Source organism: Providencia sp. Marseille-Q8014, from assembly GCF_965112055.1.
Window position 1 is genome coordinate 1613613 of record NZ_CBCOPT010000001.1, and the last position, 19032, is coordinate 1632644.

Genomic DNA, 19032 nt, shown 5'->3' on the forward strand with positions numbered 1-19032 from the left:
GCTCAACAATTATGATCCGTGCAACCAATATTGTGCTATTTCATTCCTAATAATTTTTAGCGGTTTGCTTTATTTTTAGTCACGCAAACGGTTTCGTATTGATTCGCATTGCTCTATAATGTCTCCCAGTTCCCCTGCTTTTATGATCAGGGCTGGCGTTTAAATGAGAGAAATTATGACTATGGAAATTTTGCGTGGTTCACCTGCTCTATCAGCATTTCGTATTACTCGCCTTTTGGCGTTGTTTGCTGAAAAACAGCTTCCTGTTACGGATATTTATGCTGAATATATGCACTTCGCTGAACTATCAGCACCTTTGAGTGATAGCGAGCAAGGCAAATTGCGTAGTTTGCTAAAATATGGACCTTCTCTCGCGGAGCATGAGCCATTTGGCACACTGATATTAGTGACCCCACGCCCTGGTACCATTTCTCCTTGGTCATCCAAAGCGACTGACATTGCACATAATTGTGGTTTACCTCAAGTCGAAAGAATTGAACGTGGTCTCGCTTATTATGTGCAGGCGGATGCTTTATCACAGGCACAATGGCAAGCCATTGCGGCACTGCTTCATGACCGCATGATGGAAACGGTTTTTAGCGACTTTGAGCAGGCTCAAGCGCTTTTTGTTCATCATCAACCACAGCCAATGAAAGTTATCGATATCATTCGCTTAGGGCGTTCAGCACTTGAAAAAGCGAATATCGAAATGGGGTTAGCGCTGGCTGATGATGAAATCGACTATTTGTTTGATGCATTTACAGGATTAAAACGTAACCCAACAGATGTTGAGTTATATATGTTTGCACAAGCAAACTCAGAACACTGCCGCCATAAAATTTTTAATGCTGACTGGATCATTGATGGTGAAAAACAGCCGAAATCGCTGTTTAAAATGATTAAAAACACCTTCGAGACAACACCTGATTATGTTTTATCGGCTTATAAAGATAATGCCGCAGTGATGGAAGGCTCTTCTGTAGGGCGTTTCTTCCCTGAACCAGAAGGTCGCACTTATCGTTATCATCAAGAAGATGCTCATATTTTGATGAAAGTGGAAACGCATAACCACCCAACAGCAATTTCACCGTGGCCAGGTGCTGCAACAGGCTCTGGTGGTGAAATTCGTGATGAAGGTGCAACAGGCCGTGGGGCAAAACCAAAAGCAGGGTTAGTGGGTTTCTCCGTGTCTAACCTCCGTATCCCGGGATTTGAGCAGCCTTGGGAAGAAGATTTCGGTAAACCAGAACGCATTGTTACTGCACTCGATATTATGCTTGAAGGGCCACTAGGGGGGGCCGCATTTAATAATGAATTTGGCCGCCCAGCGCTTTTAGGCTATTTCCGTACCTATGAAGAAAAGGTCAATAGCCACAACGGTGAAGAGCTACGAGGCTACCATAAACCGATTATGCTAGCGGGGGGGATTGGTAATATTCGCGCTGATCATGTCCAAAAAGGGGAGATCCCAGTTGGTGCAAAACTGATTGTGCTTGGTGGCCCATCAATGAACATTGGGCTTGGCGGTGGTGCAGCCTCTTCAATGGCCTCGGGTCAATCCGATGCGGATCTGGATTTTGCGTCAGTACAGCGTGATAACCCTGAAATGGAGCGTCGCTGCCAAGAAGTGATCGATAATTGCTGGCAGTTAGGTGATAACAACCCAATTCTCTTTATTCATGACGTTGGTGCGGGTGGTTTATCTAATGCAATGCCTGAACTCGTGAGTGATGGTGGCCGAGGTGGTTGTTTTGAATTACGCAAAATTCTTAATGATGAACCGGGCATGAGTCCATTAGAAGTCTGGTGTAATGAATCACAAGAACGTTATGTATTAGCGGTAGCCCCTGAACAAATGCCCCTATTTACCGCCATTTGTGAACGTGAGCGTGCTCCTTTTGCTGTGATTGGTGAAGCCACTGAGCAGCGTGAGCTCGTGTTGAAAGATGAGCATTTTAATAATCAGCCTATCGATATGCCTCTGGATGTGCTACTCGGTAAAACCCCTAAAATGCTGCGAAATGTCGACACATTAAAAGCACAACCCGATGCGCTAGATAGAACATCGATTAATTTAAATGAAGCGGTTAAGCGCGTTTTACACCTGCCTGCTGTGGCAGAAAAGACCTTTTTAATCACCATTGGTGACCGTAGCGTAACGGGAATGGTTGCGCGTGACCAAATGGTTGGGCCATGGCAGATCCCTGTCGCCGATTGTGCCGTGACGACTGCTAGCCTAGATAGTTATTATGGCGAAGCGATGTCTATTGGTGAGAGAACACCTATTGCATTACTGGATTTTGCCGCTTCTGCTCGCATGGCGGTTGGTGAAGCGTTAACGAATATCGCTTGTGCGTATGTGCAAGACCTTAAACGTGTGAAACTGTCTGCTAACTGGATGTCGGCAGCCGGTCACCCTGGTGAAGATGCAGGTTTATATCAAGCGGTTAAGGCGGTTGGTGAAGAATTATGTCCTGCTCTGGGATTAACTATTCCAGTAGGTAAAGACTCTATGTCAATGAAAACGCGCTGGCACGAAAATGGGGCAGAGCGTGAGATGACTTCACCATTGTCATTGATTATTAGTGCATTTGGTCGCGTTGAAGATGTGCGTTTGACCGTGACCCCAGAATTAAAACAACAGCCTGATTCTGCATTGATGCTGATTGACCTTGGGCAAGGACATAATGCTCTAGGTGGTTCTGCACTTGCTCAAGTTTATCGCCAGTTGGGCAATAAAGCGCCCGATGTTCGTGATCCTAAACTGCTGTCAGGCTTCTTTACGGCTATCCAAAGCTTATTATCAGAGCAAAAGCTATTAGCTTATCACGACCGTTCTGATGGTGGTTTGTTTGTCACATTAGCGGAAATGGCCTTTGCTGGTCACTGCGGTATTAACGTGGATATCAGTGAATTTGATGAGGATATTTTAGCCGCATTGTTTAATGAAGAGTTAGGTGCGGTAATCCAAATTAAACAACAAGATAGACCGTATGTTGAAGCTTGCTTTGCGGATGCTGGCTTGGGTGAGTGCCTACATTATTTAGGCACAGTAACGCAAGAGGATGCGTTAGTGATTAATAGCCGTGACACGGTAGTTTATCATGAATCACGTAGTACATTACGCGAATGGTGGGCGGAAACGACATGGCAGATGCAACGCTTACGTGATAACGAAGATTGCGCCGATGAGGAACATAAGGCTAAGTTAGACTCTCAAGACCCAGGTTTGAATACGCACCTGACCTTTGACATTGCTGATGACATTGCCGCGCCTTACATTATGTCTGGTGTTCGTCCTAAAGTTGCTGTTTTACGTGAGCAAGGGGTGAACTCTCATGTTGAAATGGCAGCGGCATTTGACCGTGCTGGTTTTGATGCTGTCGATGTGCATATGAGTGATTTGTTAGCGGGCAATCTATCATTAGCAGGTTTCCAAACACTGGTTGCATGCGGTGGTTTTTCATACGGTGATGTATTAGGTGCCGGAGAGGGCTGGGCGAAGTCGATTCTGTTTAACCCTCAAGTACGTGACGAATTTACCGCTTTCTTTGAGCGCCAAGATACCTTATCTCTCGGTGTGTGTAATGGATGCCAAATGATGTCTAACCTGTATGAGTTAATTCCAGGGGCAGAGTTCTGGCCACGGTTTGTTCGCAATCGTTCTGAGCGTTTTGAAGCTCGCTTTAGTTTAGTTGAAGTGGCGAAGAGCCCATCATTATTGCTGCAAGATATGGTTGGCTCACGTATGCCTATCGCGGTCTCTCATGGTGAAGGGTTCGTTGAAGCAAGACAGCCTACTCATATTCAGCAACTGGAAAACAAGGGATTAGTCGCGTTACGTTTTGTGAATAACTACGGGCAAGTGACTGAGCAATATCCGGCGAACCCAAATGGCTCTGTAAATGGGATCACGTCTGTAACCTCAATGGATGGCCGAGCGACGATTATGATGCCTCATCCGGAGCGTGTATTCCGTACTGTGAGTCATTCGTGGCATCCTGATAATTGGGGTGAAGATGGCCCATGGATGCGTATTTTCCGTAATGCACGTAAACAATTAGGTTAACTCGATTAAATATAAAGTGGATAGCCCCGTCTGACGGGGCTATGAGGTTGTTGACAAAGCGGGATAAAAACGTGGTTTTTCCCGCTTTGTGTTATCAGCCGAAAATCAATAAATTGATTTTCCTCGTTTATTTTCAAAACCGATTCGACTTGCCGCCAAATATAATAGGTTTAGCGGCAGTCTGATAGCCCCGTCTGATGGGGCTATTTTTTTGTTTGCCGCGAATTAGATTGGAACAGTTTCAATGATGCTGATATGACTGTTTGTTGGGATGATTTGGGTGATCCTTAGACCCGCTTGCGAAAATAATTCCATAAATTCGTTTTTTGTCCGTTCGTTACTGTCATGAATCACACTCAAACATATAAGTTCTAACTCTTTTCCAAAATGAGGCGCATTATCTTCAGGGATAACAGCATCCATGATCAGTAATTTTGAGGTGGGCTTCATTGCGTTGCGAATAGTTTTAAATATCTCAACAAGTTTATCATCGGGCCAATCATGAGTGATGTATTTCAACAAATAGATATCGGCCTCTGGACACTGCTCAAAAAAAGAACCCGATTGCAATTTCCAGCGAGTATTATCGTTTAATTTGGACAAAATATTTTTTTCAAGCACATGCTTTTTATCAAATAAAATCCCTTTCAATGAGGGATTACGGGCTAATACTTCAAGAAGTAGGTTGCCTAAGCCGCCGGCAATATCGGCAACAATAATATTTTGGGGGAAGGTATAGTTTTGTAGGATAAATTCATTTTCAATCTTTGATAAAGAAGCCTGCCCTTCATCAAAACCATCCGGTTGTGAAGCCTTTTTTTCCCAGTACTCAAAGAATGTAGCGCCGAATAGCTCTTCAAATGGCTTTCTTCCATAAGCGAATTGTGCAAACCTTGCACTGGTTAACCAAAAGGTTTTATCTGTCAGCCAGAGGATTGCGGGACGTAATGAGTAGGGGTGATCCGAGCATAAAAATGCGGCTTCTGGAGTGAGCGCGTAATGGGTTCCCCCTTGGCAGGTAAAAATGTTACGTGTCGCAAGTACTCGCAGGATTTTTTTAATTATTTTTGCATCCACATTCATGCTATCGGCTAACTGATGAATGGTTTTTGCTCCCTGTGTTAAATGGTCTGCGATATTTAACTGCACAGCAGCACGTAGCGCAGCTTGGAAGACAAAACCGATAGTTTGTTCCAGCACATGCAGCGCGGGCTGCATATCAATGGTTTCTATCCTATTGTTTGATTGTACGTTCATAAATTTCCTCATTGAGTTTTCGAAGGCTAAAAAAGATCACCTTAACTTAAGTATTGTTGATGTTTTTAGATTGGTGAAATTTCCGTTAAAAATAACAAGTTAATAAATATCAATATAGTTAGTCATTTTGTTGTTGTTTTTTCTTTTTGATACTTACAGTTAATAATTTTATTAAGTAATTTTATTAATGATTTTGTGGTTTTTAGGGGTAGGCAATCAGGCGTATTTACGGATGTGTATAAATTTAGCGACAAACCCACTATTAGACTGTCGCTAATTGGCGACATTTAAATTATTGAAATTAAAGGATAATTTATATCCGAGTGATAGGTGTCTTTAATAAGAGACAATTTGTGATAATGGGTGATAGGTTTAGGGCCAGAAAAAGAAATTAATTGTGAGGTTTTAAATAAAAACCCTTAATTTTCAATTAAATAAAAAATATATTGAAAAGTTGGCATGATGTATGCATAATAATATTCAGTTGCTCATTCAACATTATTATGTCGGTCCACAATAAGGTGGGAACATACCACATAAAGCAAGAATGATGCCAAAGTAAGGTGCCTACCGTCCAACAGCACAGATATTCGTCTTTAGACCTTATCAAACACCGGACGACACGTGGAGTGAGGCACCACCTATATGATTATAGAGAGATAATCATATATCACATCAGTAAATCGCTGGCGGAATAGAGTTGAACACTTTATTCCGCCTTCCTGTTTTTATCCCCAAATTCATTCTCTTCATATTCATTCTTGTTTTCAAATAGATTGGCACATTGCTTGCTGTGACTAGCGGGATCATCCTTTTTTGAAGTGGAAAACTGAACTGTCGTAATCAGGTTCACCTAATGTACTCAGTTCTGCTACCATGGAACCACGTTTAATAGGTGTGAGATGAATGCATTGAGTAAATGGCGTCTATTTCCGCGCTCCCTGCGCCAATTGGTTGTCATGGCATTTTGGTTAGTGCTATTACCGCTATTGGTATTGGCTTATCAGGCTTATCAAAGTTTGGAGCAATTAAGTAACCAAGCGGCTCAAATTAATAAAACAACACTTTTGGATACTCGCCGTAGTGAGGCTATGGGGGGATTAGCTTTAGAAATGGAAAGAAGCTACCGTCAGTATTGTGTATTAAAAGATGCCTCTTTACATTCGCTTTATTTAAAACAATTCTCTGATTATCAACAAATGTTCGAACGGCAGAAAACAATACTGCCTAAAGAAACAGATACTTCAGCGCTTTCTCAAGCATTGAGTGAGCTAAAAACAGTGGTTTGTGAAAATAGTGAGCCACCAAAAGAAGTCACGACCGCATTAAGCCAATTTTCTGAACAAAATAATGTATTGATACAAGAAACGCGTGATGTCATTTTTAGTCGAGGCGAGCAGCTACAAAAAGCGATTGCAAATAAGGGGCAACTCTTTGGTTGGCAAAGTCTGATCCTATTTCTATTAAGCGTTTTATTGGTTGCGCTATTTACACGGATGATTATTGGGCCTGTGAAAGGGATTGAGCGAATGATCAATCGGTTAGGCACGGGAAGGACCTTAACAAATAATCTTAAGCAATTCAAAGGACCCCGTGAGCTACGGTCTTTAGCGCAGCGTATTATCTGGTTAAGTGAACGCTTGGCTTGGCTAGAGTCACAGCGACATGAATTTTTACGGCATATTTCTCATGAACTTAAAACACCATTAGCCAGTATGCGTGAAGGCACAGAATTACTTGCGGATGAAGTGGCAGGGCCACTCACCGCTTCACAAAAAGAAGTCGTCGAAATTTTAGATCATAGTAGTAAGCATCTTCAGCAACTTATTGAACAGCTTCTCGATTATAATCGCAAGTTGGCTGATAGTCCGCCAGAAGCACAGCATGTCGACTTACAAAAATTGATTGAAGACATTGTTATGGCTCATAATTTACCAGCGAGAGCGAAAAATATTCAAACAGATATCCGTTTACGAATTGATCATTGCCTTGCTGAACCAACGTTACTTGGACGTGTTATTGATAATATCTACTCCAATGCGGTGCACTATGGCAGTGAATCAGGTAATATTTGGATCACAAGCCGCAGAATAGATAATAAGCTTGTCATTGAAGTTGCTAATACTGGCACGCCTATTCCTGAATCAGAGCAAAGTATGATTTTTGAACCTTTCTATCAAGGGTCACTGGTGAGAAAAGGGGCCGTCAAAGGAAGTGGTCTAGGATTAAGTATTGCGCAAGATTGTATTAAGCAAATGGGGGGTGAATTGTCACTTGTTCCCCATAAATTAGCAGATGTCTGCTTTAGAATTGAACTGCCTTTAACTGCAGAGAATGAATAATAATGGCAAATAGGTCTACAGATGTTTTGACAGCACTGCATTTGACAATGCTGTCAAAGCGATACATCGAATTAACGAAAAAAACAACGACATTTATCCAAAAGCGAAAAACGGTACAGTTAGGCGCATTATTATTGTCATTAATTTTGACAGGGTGTGCGACTAAAAGTGGACAATCGCCATTAGATACATTGGCGCAAGTTGTGGTACCCGAGGTCAAAGTCACAGACTACCGTTATGCTGATTGTCATGGAATTTGGGATAATCAGCAGCAGAGTGCGCGTGAAAATGCCCTTTTTTGGCTGAGGATGATGGATTGTGCCGATCGTCTTGATCCGAAAACAGCCCGCGCACAAGCCTTACAACTGTCTATTGATAATTGGTCGAATGCATTTCAACAAAGTATTCTTATGGGAGCAGCAGAGCCCTCGATTGCTGAGCGACGTAAAATGGTCGATAGCATGAATACCTTTAGCCTTAACTTCCCGACGGCAATTCGTCCGTTACTTCAGCTCTGGCGTGAGCAGCAAGTACAAATTATCAATCTCGCGGAAGCCAATTCTCGTTTTAAGCGCTTACAGCAAGAAACAGATAATAAGCTTGATCGTATGAAAGAGGAGAATGCTCGACTACTCTTTGAGTTGGACACGACATCACGCAAATTAGAGAATTTGACTGATATTGAAAGACAGCTCTCTTCCCGCAAGCAAAATACCAATGAAACAGAAAAAGAGGTAGAAGCAGTTGATAAAAATCAGGCCAAAGAAGCGGTTAAAGTAGAGAAGCCTGTTACTGAGAGCGAAAATTCAACCACAAATAATCAATTGGAGAGTGAGCGTAATGACCAGCCGTAAATCAGCAAATCTATTGTTGGTGGATGATGATCCTAGCCTGCTGAAATTACTCGGTATGCGCTTAAGCAGCGAAGGGTTTAAAGTCATAACAGCTGAAAGCGGAATGGAAGCGTTAAAACTACTACAAAAAGAAAAAGTTGATTTAGTCATTAGCGACTTGCGAATGGATGAAATGGACGGCATGGCGCTGTTTGATGAAGTTCAAAAACACCATCCTAACTTACCTGTGATCATCTTAACTGCCCATGGCTCTATACCTGATGCCGTTGCAGCAACCCAACGGGGGGTATTTAGTTTTCTCACTAAGCCTGTTGATAAAGATGCATTGTATAAAGCGATTGATGACGCACTGGCATTGTCTTCAACACCGATCAGTGATGAAGAGTGGAGCGAGGGGATTGTGACACGTAGCCCGTTGATGATTCGGCTGCTAGAACAAGCCCATATGGTGGCACAATCGGATGTCAGCGTATTAATTAATGGGCAAAGTGGTACAGGTAAAGAAGTCCTCGCGCAAGCCATTCACAAGGCCAGTCCTCGGGCGAATAAGCCATTCATTGCTATCAACTGTGGTGCTTTACCTGAACAGTTATTAGAGTCAGAACTCTTTGGTCATGCAAAAGGGGCATTTACAGGTGCTGTGAGTAGCCGTGAAGGGCTATTTTTTGCAGCGAGTGGAGGCACCTTATTTCTTGATGAAATAGGTGATATGCCAATGCCTTTACAGGTGAAATTACTGCGTGTGTTACAAGAGCGTAAAGTACGGCCATTAGGGAGTAACCGTGACTTAGACATCGATGTGCGGATTATTTCTGCTACCCATCGTAATTTGCCTAAAGCCATGGAAAAAAATGAATTTCGGGAAGACCTCTATTATCGTTTGAATGTCGTGAACTTACGGATACCTGCACTGAACGAAAGAGCAGAAGATATCCCTATTTTGGCGAATCATTTATTACGTGAATCGGCATCAAGGCATAAACCGTTTGTACGTAGTTTTTCTACCGAGGCAATGAAATGCTTAATGTCAGCCAGCTGGCCGGGTAACGTGCGTCAATTAGTTAACGTAATCGAACAATGTGTTGCGTTGACGACAACACCTGTTATTAGTGAAGCATTAGTGAGCCAAGCTTTACAAGGTGAAAATACGGCATTGCCAACCTTTGTTGAAGCGCGTAACCAATTCGAATTGAACTATTTACGCAAGTTACTGCAAATGACGAAAGGTAATGTCACTCAAGCGGCTCGTATGGCGGGAAGAAACCGTACAGAGTTTTATAAGTTATTGGCTCGTCACGATTTAGAAGCGAATGACTTCAAAGAATAATGAATAACATAGTCTACATTTATCCTGTTAAGTGACTCAAGACATAGTCGCCGTAAACGAGTCACGGCTAAGAGTGAATGAAGGTATCAATATAAATGCTCGGGAGAATAAATACCTTATGAGCCGTAAGCTTAATATTTCATTAGCTCAATTAAATTGGTTAGTGGGTGATATTGAAGGTAACTGCGATCGTATGTTGCAGGTTTTTGAGAAACAAAAAGATATTGCTGACATTGTGATGTTCTCTGAGCTATCACTCACGGGATACCCCCCAGAGGATCTGCTATTTCGCTCCGATTTTAACCAGCGCTGTTTAGTGCAATTAGAACGTTTACAAAATGCGAGTACTGAAACCGCCATTATTGTTGGTCATCCCTGGAATGAAGCGGGTCAAATGTATAATGCACTCTCTTTTTTCTATCAAGGAAAGTTATTAACGCGTTATTTTAAGCAAGAATTACCAAATTATGGTGTCTTTGATGAACCGCGTTATTTTTCCGCGGGCAATAAATCCGCTGTTATCGATTTTAAAGGTTATCGCATAGGCTTACTCATTTGTGAAGATATTTGGTTCGATGCCCCTGTTGATGCCATTAAACAAGCTGGCGCTGAGTTATTATTAACGATTAACGCATCTCCCTATGATCGTCATAAAGAACATATTCGTAGTGATTTGCTGGTCGCTCATTGCCAACGCACACAGCTGCCAATTGTCTATTTGAACCAAGTTGGCGGTCAGGATGAACTGATTTTTGACGGCGCGTCTAAGGTTTTGGCCAGTAATGGTGATATGACTCATCAACTCATGGAATTCGAAGAACAAGTGGTGAACTGCCAGTTCAACGAACTCAGCATCGTGCCTATGGAAAAGTTACCTCCTGTATTGTCGCCTGTTGCTCAGGTTTATCAAGCACTCGTTATGGCAACTCGTGACTATATTAATAAAAATGGTTTTAATGGCGCGATACTTGGCTTATCGGGCGGGATCGATTCAGGTCTTACCGTTGCGATTGCAGTGGATGCAATTGGTCAGGAGCGTGTTCAAGCCGTCATGATGCCATTTCGTTACACGTCAGAAATGAGCATTCATGATGCGAAAGAGCAAGCTGAACTGCTGGGAGTTGAATTTGATATTGTGTCAATTGAGCCTATGTTTGATGCTTTTATGGCACAGCTTCAACCAATGTTTGAAGGAACGCAAGTCGATACCACAGAAGAAAACTTACAAGCGCGTTGTCGTGCAGTTATTTTGATGGCAATGTCAAATAAACGTCGCCGTTTAGTGCTGACAACCAGTAATAAGAGTGAATCTGCTGTTGGTTATTCGACTTTATATGGTGATATGGCGGGTGGTTTTGATGTGCTAAAAGATGTGCCAAAAACATTAGTTTTCGAGCTAGCACAATACCGTAATACCGTGTCTCCAGCGATCCCACAACGCGTGATCGATAGACCACCTTCAGCGGAATTAGCGCCGGGGCAACTCGACCAAGATAGCTTACCACCTTATGATATTTTAGATGCATTGCTGGAAGGCTATGTAGAAAAAGATTATTCTGTCGCACAACTGATTGAACAAGGTTTTGATGAGGCGATTGTGCGTCGCGTTGTGCGCCTTGTCGATATTAATGAATATAAACGCCGCCAAGCACCTGTTGGGCCTCGCATTACGGTGCGTAACTTCGGGAAAGATCGTCGTTATCCAATCACGTCGGGTTTTGGCCGTAAAAATTGGTCATAACAGGAACTATTTATGAAAAAAATTGATGCAATTATAAAACCTTTCAAACTGGATGATGTCCGAGAAGCCTTAGCTGAAGTTGGGATTACTGGTATGACGGTAACCGAAGTGAAAGGTTTTGGTCGTCAAAAAGGCCATACTGAATTATACCGTGGCGCAGAATATATGGTGGATTTCTTGCCAAAAGTTAAAATTGAGATCGTTGTGCCTGATGACATCGTTGAAAACTGTGTCGAAACGATCATGCAAACGGCTCAAACAGGCAAGATTGGTGACGGCAAAATTTTTGTCTATGATGTTGCTCGTGTTATCCGAATTAGAACAGGGGAGCAAGACGAGGAAGCGATTTAATCAGCAACCCTCATCTTATTTTGTGTCATCACCTTGTGCTCTTCTTTTGCGGGCCCTAGTGACATACTTGTGTATGTTCTTAGGGATCCGCACCATCAATATCCCGCGGAAGCATTATATTTTTCAGGCGTTGTAACGCTCTCGAAGCCCTATTATCGTTGTATCAATCCCTCATTGTGTAACTCGTGATTTCTGCCATTGAGCTGGTTTTGTGTGTGCTCGCACAGCTCTTTTTTATGGCTATTTAGCGATACATCACCCCTGTTTTATCGAAGCCAACGCTCAGGAAAATAATGGTAGAGGGGATTGAGTGTGGGGAAGGGAAGGTTAATCTGTCAAGCAGTAAAAGATATCGCTGGTTTGATAAAAGGCGGTAATGGCATAAACACAGGAATGGGATTAGAACAGTGTTTAATATGCGAAACCATTACCGCTAAATTTTAAATTAGTTTAAGGATAGGACTTTGTGAGGGCCAAAACACTCATAATGAATATTATCTTCAGATATCCCCATTTCAATCAATTGCTTACCAATGTATTGCATAAAACCAACGGGGCCACAAAAATAGAAGTGCATATTCGGCTCTACAAGCCACTCTTTTACTTGTGAAAGATCCATCAATCCACTGAATTGATAGTCGAAACCTTGCTTATCTTCTGAACGAGGCTGATTAAACCATACCGCAGAGTGACTGTTTTGATGATGAGTTAAATGCTTGTTAACTTCATGCTGGAACGCATGAACCGCACCATTTTCCGCTGCGTGTAGCCAATTGATTTGTGCCTCATGGCCTTCTTTTGTTAACTGATTGAGCATACTCAACATTGGTGTTAAGCCGACCCCCGCAGAAATTAACGTGACTGGGGTTTTATTATCAATATCAATGAAGAAATCGCCACATGGTGGCGCTAAGTAAACAATATCACCTTCATTGAGATTTTGATGGATATGGTTAGAAACAATACCTTTATCTTCTCGTTTTACAGCAATACGATAGCTGCGACCATTTGGTGCGGTCGTGAGTGAATATTGGCGGATCTCTTGATTGGCCAAACTATCATCATTGATATAGAGGGTAATATATTGCCCCGGACGATAATCAGCGACAGGTTGACCATCGACAGGTAAAAATTCAAAACTCGTGATGACATCACTTTGTGCTTGTTTAGCGGCAACTCGGAATTCACGTAAGCCTTCCCAACCACCGACTTTATCGGCATTTTGACGATAAATCTCCGCTTCACGGTGGATAAAAATATCAGCGAGAACACCATAGGCTTTACCCCACGCATCAAGGACTTCTTGGCCTGGGCTGAGTAATTCATCAATAGCGGCCAGTAAGTTTTCGCCAACAATTGGGTAATGTTCAGGTTTGATGTTTAAACTTGCATGTTTTTGCGCGATTTTTTCTACCGCAGAAATTAACGCTTCTGGGGTTTCAATGTGTGTTGCATAAGCACAAACAGCATTAAATAACGCCTCGCGCTGTGAACCGTTACTTTGATGCGTCATGTTAAAAATATCTTTTAGCTCAGGATGTTGCTTGAACATTCTTTCATAGAAGTGAGCCGTTAATTTTGGTCCTGTCGCAGCAATGGCTGGAATGGTTGATTTAACAATGGCGATAGTTTGGCTGTCTAGCATACAGGTTCTCCTGAAATAATTTCATTAGAAGATGAATTTTTATAACATGCATTTTCAATACAACTTATAACTTTTAATACACAATGTAAATAGGTCTATTACAAAAAGAGTTGAAAAATAGAGGCTTTATAAAATCAGATAGAAAAAAACAGTATTTAATGTTTTTACAGTGTGAATATGACTGATTTTATCTCGATACAACCGAACTCTTTTTAGGGCAATTAAAATATATGCAAACGTTTGCGTATATTTTTTCTTTAGGGCTATCACCCTGAAGAAAAAGAGTTTACACTGTGTGCTATTGCGATAGTTTTGTTATCAACTTATTGAATGGCTGAGGCAGGAGAAGCGAATGTTAAAGCGTGAAATGAATATTGCAGATTATGATCCACAACTGTGGGAAGCAATGGAGAAAGAAGTTCAACGTCAAGAAGAACATATTGAATTAATTGCTTCAGAAAACTATACCAGTCCACGAGTTATGCAGGCTCAAGGATCTCAGCTAACAAATAAATATGCCGAAGGTTATCCGGGTAAGCGTTATTATGGTGGGTGTGAGTATGTTGACGTGGTTGAGCAGCTAGCAATCGACCGTGCAAAAGCGCTGTTTGGTGCAGACTATGCAAACGTACAGCCTCACTCAGGTTCACAGGCTAACGCAGCTGTTTATATGGCGTTACTGCAACCCGGTGATACCGTATTAGGTATGAACTTGGCGCACGGTGGTCACTTAACGCATGGCTCACCAGTTAACTTCTCCGGTAAGCTGTATAACATCGTTCCTTATGGTATCGATGAAAGCGGTAAAATCGACTATGAAGACATCAAAGCACAAGCTCAGAAACATAAGCCAAAAATGATCATCGGTGGTTTCTCTGCTTATTCAGGCATTGTTGATTGGGCTAAAATGCGTGAAATCGCAGATAGCATCAATGCTTACCTATTTGTTGATATGGCTCACGTAGCGGGTCTAATTGCAGCAGGTGTGTATCCTAACCCTGTTCCTCATGCACACATCGTAACGACAACAACACACAAAACCTTGGCGGGTCCACGTGGTGGCTTAATCTTAGCGAAGGGTGGTGATGAAGAGCTGTATAAAAAACTAAACTCCGCAGTATTCCCTGGTTCTCAAGGTGGTCCGCTAATGCATGTGATTGCGGGTAAAGCGGTAGCACTGAAAGAAGCGATGGAGCCTGAATTTAAAACGTATCAACAGCAAGTTGCTAAAAATGCGAAGGCAATGGTAGAAATTTTCCAGCAACGCGGCTATAAAGTAGTGTCTGGCGGTACTGAAAATCACCTATTCTTAGTTGATTTGGTTGATAAAGATATCACAGGTAAAGATGCAGACGCAGCATTGGGTCGTGCGAATATCACGGTGAACAAAAACAGTGTTCCTAACGATCCTAAGAGTCCATTTGTTACCTCTGGTATTCGTGTAGGTACACCAGCCATTACGCGCCGTGGTTTTAATGAAGCGGATGCGCGTGAGCTGGCGGGCTGGATGTGTGATGTTCTGGATAACCTCAATGATGAAGCGACCATTGAAAGTACCAAACAAAAAGTATTGAATATTTGCGCAAAATACCCAGTTTACGCATAAAATTAAATTAATTTAATTTTTTAAACCCGCTTCTACACGTTGGTAAAAGCGGGTTTTTTGCATTGAAAAAAGGAGGAATAATGGTAATCCCATCAACTCGCTGGCTGGCGATTGATTATTTTACCTATTTTTTCGCTTACAGTATTTTTCTACCATTCTGGCCTATATGGTTACAGGGGGAGGGAATTGATGCTGAAATGAGCGGGATACTGTTGGGGGTTGGACTCGCTGCACGTTTCCTTGGTGCAATGTTCATTACACCGATGGTAAAGGATCCATCAAGCCTCATTAATGCATTAAGAATATTGGCGGCATTATCGTTGTTATTCTCTGTCGCTTTTGCGTTTGGCTCCCATTGGGCATGGCTATTTTTTGTCATGGTTGGATTTAATTTATTTTTTGCACCATTGGTGCCACTCGGTGACTCATTAGCGGGAACATGGCAAAAACAATTTCCATTCGATTATGGACAAATTAGGCTTTGGGGCTCCATTGCTTTTATTATTGGCTCGATAGTTATGGGCTATTTTGCTGATATATTAGGTCATAAATCAATTATGGCGGCCTTAATTATTAGCTGTTTAGCGTTATTACTCACGACGATGTTAAAACCCGCCATCATGCCTAAAGGCGCCCCGATGGTTGCAGATGAAGATAAGGTGTCTTTTAAGCAACTTATTGCCGATAAAAATGTCGTTAAGTTTTTAATTTGCGTCACCTTACTGCAAGGTGCTCATGCAGCATACTATGGTTATGCTTCGTTATTTTGGAAAGAGGCTGGCTACTCAGATGTTGTGATAGGTCGATTATGGGCGCTTGGCGTTGTGGCTGAAGTGATTGTTTTTATGTTGAGCAAGAAGTTATTTCGCCGCTGGAGCTCGCGTAACTTACTTTTACTCTCTGCTGTGAGTGGAATTATCCGTTGGGGACTCATGGGGGCTTTCACTTCATTACCTATTCTCATTATCGTTCAAATATTGCACAGCGGTACTTTCACGGTATGTCATTTGGCGGCAATGCGTTTTATTAGTGCGCGCAAAGAGAATGAAATTATTCCATTACAAGGTGTTTATTCGGCATTAGCCACGGGGGGAGGGTTAGCGATTATCACTGTCATGGTGGGGGCTATTTATGAACGGGTTCCCGATCAGCATGGCATTGTCTTTTATTTAATGGCTCTTTTGGCAATTCCAGCTTTGTTTATACGACCAAAAATCGCTGCACACTCATAGAATCATACACTTAGGTATATTCGAGCCATATTGATAACAGAATATACTGTGATGAGAAAGTATCTGTGCATGAACTCACTACTCAGGATGCTAGGGCCATTATACCGTCGACTAATCAACACGAGTGCGATTTGGGGATGATGAGAGGAAAGGCAAGAAAATAGTGAGTATGACTTTAGACTTTGCTATAAATGAAAGACGTTGAGCGATGCTCAACGTCTTTTTCATCATGATACGACAACGCGATCAACGTTTTAATGCTTCTGACAGCTCTTCACGCATAACAGACAAAATATCTTTCACGATGCGTGGGCTACCCGCAACAATGTTACCTGAAGCTAAATAGTTATGGTTACCTACGAAGTCAGTCATGATGCCGCCTGCTTCACGCATAATTAGCTCACCACCCAAGAAATCCCAAGGTTTCAAACCAATTTCATAGTAGGCATCAACACGGCCAGCGGCGACATAGCATAAGTCTAAGGCTGCTGAACCTGTACGGCGGAAGTCAGCACAGCTATCAAACATTTTGCTCATGATATTCATGAACACAACGGAATGTTGTTTTTGTTTGAAAGGGAAACCAGTAGCAACGATTGCCCCATCTAATTCGCGAGCATCAGCACCACGCAGACGATAACCGTTTAATTGTGCACCTTGGCCACGAACAGCGCTAAATAACTCATTACGCATTGGATCGTAAACCACTGCAACTTCAGTACGGCCTTTAACACGAACAGCGATAGATACAGAAAAATGTGGGAAGCGTTTGGTGAAGTTTGTCGTACCATCCAGTGGATCAATTACCCATTGAATATCATCTTCTTTACCGAGTAATTCACCACTCTCTTCAGTAATGATGGTGTGCTCTGGGTATGATTTACGGATGATCTCGATAATGAAATGTTCAGCTTCACGATCTACATTGGTAACGAAGTCATTGGAACCTTTTTGTGAAATCTGGACATTGTCAGGCGTTTCATAGCTTTTAGCTATATGATTACCAGCCTTACGTGCTGCACGTATGGCGATATTAAGCATCGGATGCATGGGCTTTTTCCACTGGAATGTTAAAGAACGAAAAACATTGAGTGGGCGGATTATATAGATGTTCGTCACAATAAGCAATTTTGTGTTAAACTCTTGCGATTATTTTTTGAAAAACGACTAAATCATGTTAGACAATATCCGCATTATTCTTGTTGAGACCTCACACACAGGCAATATGGGCTCTACAGCCCGCGCTATGAAAACGATGGGGTTATCCAATCTTTATCTTGTTAATCCTCAAGTACAACCTGATTCACATGCCATTGCGCTCTCTGCGGGGGCCAGTGATGTCATTGGCCAGGCAACAATTGTCAATTCGTTAGATGAAGCATTAGAAGGGTGTCAGTTAGTGATTGGCACTAGTGCACGCTCACGGACACTCTCTTGGCCGATGGTTGCGCCACGTGAATGTGGAGAAAAATCAGTTGAGCAAGCGAAAACGGCGCCTGTTGCCATTATTTTTGGTCGTGAGCGTATCGGGTTGACCAATGAAGAATTGCAGAAATGTCAGTACCATCTCTATATTCCAACCAACCCCGAATACGGTTCTCTCAATCTGGCGATGGCAGTGCAGTTAGTCAGTTATGAAATTAGAATGGCATATTTAGCCTTAGATGAAAAAAATGCGGTTAACTCAGATTTGTCTGAGGTAGAATATCCCCCTGCACAAGATATAGAACGTTTTTATGTGCATCTTGAAAGCGTATTGAATGAGTCTGGGTTCATTCGTAAGGCACATCCGGGATTAATTATGAATAAATTAAGACGGTTATTTACCCGTGCTCATATTGAAACCCAAGAGCTACATATTTTACGCGGTATCCTGACGTCGATGGAAAAATGGGCTAAAAAATGAGTGGTTACTCCGTGCAGAATACTTGAGTAAATTAGTCAGGTAAATAGTTGACTAAATTAGTCGGGAATGTCACAATTGGCCTATATTTTACCACGGAGTATATGTTATGAGACTCACTTCCAAAGGACGTTATGCAGTAACGGCGATGCTAGATGTCGCATTACACTCTCAGACAGGGCCTGTGCCCCTAGCTGATATTTCTGAGCGTCAGGGAATTTCCCTCTCTTATCTTGAACAGCTTTTCGCTCGCTTACGTAAAAACGAGCTCGTGTCGAGTGTTCGTGGTCCAGGTGGTGGTTACCTACTTGGTCGAGATGCCGATCAAATTTTTGTTGCTCAAGTCATTGCTGCGGTTGATGAATCTGTTGATGCGACGCGTTGCCAAGGTAACAAAGAAGGTTGCCAAAATGGTGATCGTTGCCTGACCCATGCGCTATGGCGCGATTTAAGTGACAGAATTACGAGCTTCCTTAGTAGCATTAGCCTTGATGAGCTGGTTAAGAATCAGGAAGTGATGGATGTTGCCGATAGACAAGATAATGAAAAACGTCGTGCAACATTAGGTGGACTTTCACCTGAAACAATTATTAATGTCCGTGCTTAATTATACAATATTTTAATAAATTGCAGTTAGATACATAACGTGGTGGCGTTTCAACCATTAAGCACCGCAAGTATCATTGGAAAATGAAGACAACGTTG

General features: G+C 42.2%; 12 protein-coding genes and 1 pseudogene. 10 read left to right on the plus strand and 3 right to left on the minus strand.

The window, feature by feature from the left end; genetic code table 11:
- Window positions 1-181 precede the first annotated feature (181 nt).
- Window positions 182-4069 (plus strand): phosphoribosylformylglycinamidine synthase, encoded by a 3888-nt coding sequence (gene purL, locus ACWPW6_RS07045; protein WP_163863542.1) that lies wholly within the window; start codon window positions 182-184, stop codon window positions 4067-4069.
- Between the two features lie 225 nt (window positions 4070-4294).
- On the opposite strand, the gene ACWPW6_RS07050 is transcribed toward purL, so the two are convergent.
- The gene (locus tag ACWPW6_RS07050) at window positions 4295-5326 is read right to left on the minus strand and encodes a methyltransferase (protein ID WP_154624684.1); all 1032 of its coding nucleotides are present in this window, start codon (window positions 5324-5326) and stop codon (window positions 4295-4297) included.
- A gap of 902 nt (window positions 5327-6228) precedes the next feature.
- Here ACWPW6_RS07050 and ACWPW6_RS07055 point away from each other — a divergent pair.
- From ACWPW6_RS07055 to glnB, 5 genes are all read left to right on the plus strand, one after another.
- On the plus strand, window positions 6229-7668 hold the full coding sequence (locus ACWPW6_RS07055) for a sensor histidine kinase (RefSeq protein ID WP_154625172.1): 1440 nt from the start codon (window positions 6229-6231) through the stop codon (window positions 7666-7668).
- A gap of 2 nt (window positions 7669-7670) precedes the next feature.
- The gene (qseG, locus tag ACWPW6_RS07060) at window positions 7671-8522 is read left to right on the plus strand and encodes a two-component system QseEF-associated lipoprotein QseG (protein WP_154625171.1); all 852 of its coding nucleotides are present in this window, start codon (window positions 7671-7673) and stop codon (window positions 8520-8522) included.
- Window positions 8509-9849, plus strand: coding sequence for a two-component system response regulator GlrR (gene glrR, locus ACWPW6_RS07065; protein ID WP_163861020.1), 1341 nt, complete (start codon window positions 8509-8511; stop codon window positions 9847-9849). Before qseG ends, glrR begins: the two co-directional genes overlap by 14 nt.
- A gap of 118 nt (window positions 9850-9967) precedes the next feature.
- Window positions 9968-11590 carry an NAD+ synthase gene (locus ACWPW6_RS07070; RefSeq protein WP_163861021.1) on the plus strand — a complete coding sequence of 541 codons (1623 nt, stop codon included), beginning with the start codon at window positions 9968-9970 and terminating at the stop codon, window positions 11588-11590.
- Between the two features lie 12 nt (window positions 11591-11602).
- Window positions 11603-11941, plus strand: a complete 339-nt coding sequence (glnB, locus tag ACWPW6_RS07075) for a nitrogen regulatory protein P-II (RefSeq protein ID WP_004912721.1) — start codon at window positions 11603-11605, stop codon at window positions 11939-11941.
- A 445-nt stretch (window positions 11942-12386) separates the two neighbouring features.
- Here the strand turns inward: glnB and hmpA are convergent.
- A pseudogene (hmpA, locus tag ACWPW6_RS07080) lies at window positions 12387-13589 on the minus strand (NO-inducible flavohemoprotein); the annotation flags it as partial.
- Between the two features lie 349 nt (window positions 13590-13938).
- Here hmpA and glyA point away from each other — a divergent pair.
- A complete protein-coding gene (gene glyA, locus ACWPW6_RS07085; RefSeq protein WP_154625167.1) occupies window positions 13939-15192 on the plus strand; it encodes a serine hydroxymethyltransferase in 1254 nt (417 codons plus the stop codon).
- 80 nt (window positions 15193-15272) lie between these two features.
- Window positions 15273-16424, plus strand: a complete 1152-nt coding sequence (locus ACWPW6_RS07090) for a 3-phenylpropionate MFS transporter (RefSeq protein ID WP_247046765.1) — start codon at window positions 15273-15275, stop codon at window positions 16422-16424.
- A 246-nt stretch (window positions 16425-16670) separates the two neighbouring features.
- On the opposite strand, the gene suhB is transcribed toward ACWPW6_RS07090, so the two are convergent.
- Window positions 16671-17474, minus strand: coding sequence for an inositol-1-monophosphatase (gene suhB, locus ACWPW6_RS07095; protein WP_154625165.1), 804 nt, complete (start codon window positions 17472-17474; stop codon window positions 16671-16673).
- A gap of 124 nt (window positions 17475-17598) precedes the next feature.
- On the opposite strand from suhB, the gene trmJ reads away from it, so the two are divergent.
- Window positions 17599-18330 carry a tRNA (cytosine(32)/uridine(32)-2'-O)-methyltransferase TrmJ gene (gene trmJ / locus ACWPW6_RS07100; RefSeq protein ID WP_196713267.1) on the plus strand — a complete coding sequence of 244 codons (732 nt, stop codon included), beginning with the start codon at window positions 17599-17601 and terminating at the stop codon, window positions 18328-18330.
- Window positions 18331-18436: 106 nt separating this feature from the next.
- On the plus strand, window positions 18437-18934 hold the full coding sequence (gene iscR / locus ACWPW6_RS07105) for a Fe-S cluster assembly transcriptional regulator IscR (RefSeq protein WP_154625163.1): 498 nt from the start codon (window positions 18437-18439) through the stop codon (window positions 18932-18934).
- Window positions 18935-19032 lie beyond the last annotated feature (98 nt).

Coding starts and splice junctions, on each gene's coding strand:
- purL (WP_163863542.1), top strand. CDS start 182: ATGGAAATTTTGCGTGGTTCACCTGCTCTATCAGCATTTCGTATTACT.
- ACWPW6_RS07050 (WP_154624684.1), bottom strand. CDS start 5,326: ATGAACGTACAATCAAACAATAGGATAGAAACCATTGATATGCAGCCC.
- ACWPW6_RS07055 (WP_154625172.1), top strand. CDS start 6,229: ATGAATGCATTGAGTAAATGGCGTCTATTTCCGCGCTCCCTGCGCCAA.
- qseG (WP_154625171.1), top strand. CDS start 7,671: ATGGCAAATAGGTCTACAGATGTTTTGACAGCACTGCATTTGACAATG.
- glrR (WP_163861020.1), top strand. CDS start 8,509: ATGACCAGCCGTAAATCAGCAAATCTATTGTTGGTGGATGATGATCCT.
- ACWPW6_RS07070 (WP_163861021.1), top strand. CDS start 9,968: ATGAGCCGTAAGCTTAATATTTCATTAGCTCAATTAAATTGGTTAGTG.
- glnB (WP_004912721.1), top strand. CDS start 11,603: ATGAAAAAAATTGATGCAATTATAAAACCTTTCAAACTGGATGATGTC.
- glyA (WP_154625167.1), top strand. CDS start 13,939: ATGTTAAAGCGTGAAATGAATATTGCAGATTATGATCCACAACTGTGG.
- ACWPW6_RS07090 (WP_247046765.1), top strand. CDS start 15,273: ATGGTAATCCCATCAACTCGCTGGCTGGCGATTGATTATTTTACCTAT.
- suhB (WP_154625165.1), bottom strand. CDS start 17,474: ATGCATCCGATGCTTAATATCGCCATACGTGCAGCACGTAAGGCTGGT.
- trmJ (WP_196713267.1), top strand. CDS start 17,599: ATGTTAGACAATATCCGCATTATTCTTGTTGAGACCTCACACACAGGC.
- iscR (WP_154625163.1), top strand. CDS start 18,437: ATGAGACTCACTTCCAAAGGACGTTATGCAGTAACGGCGATGCTAGAT.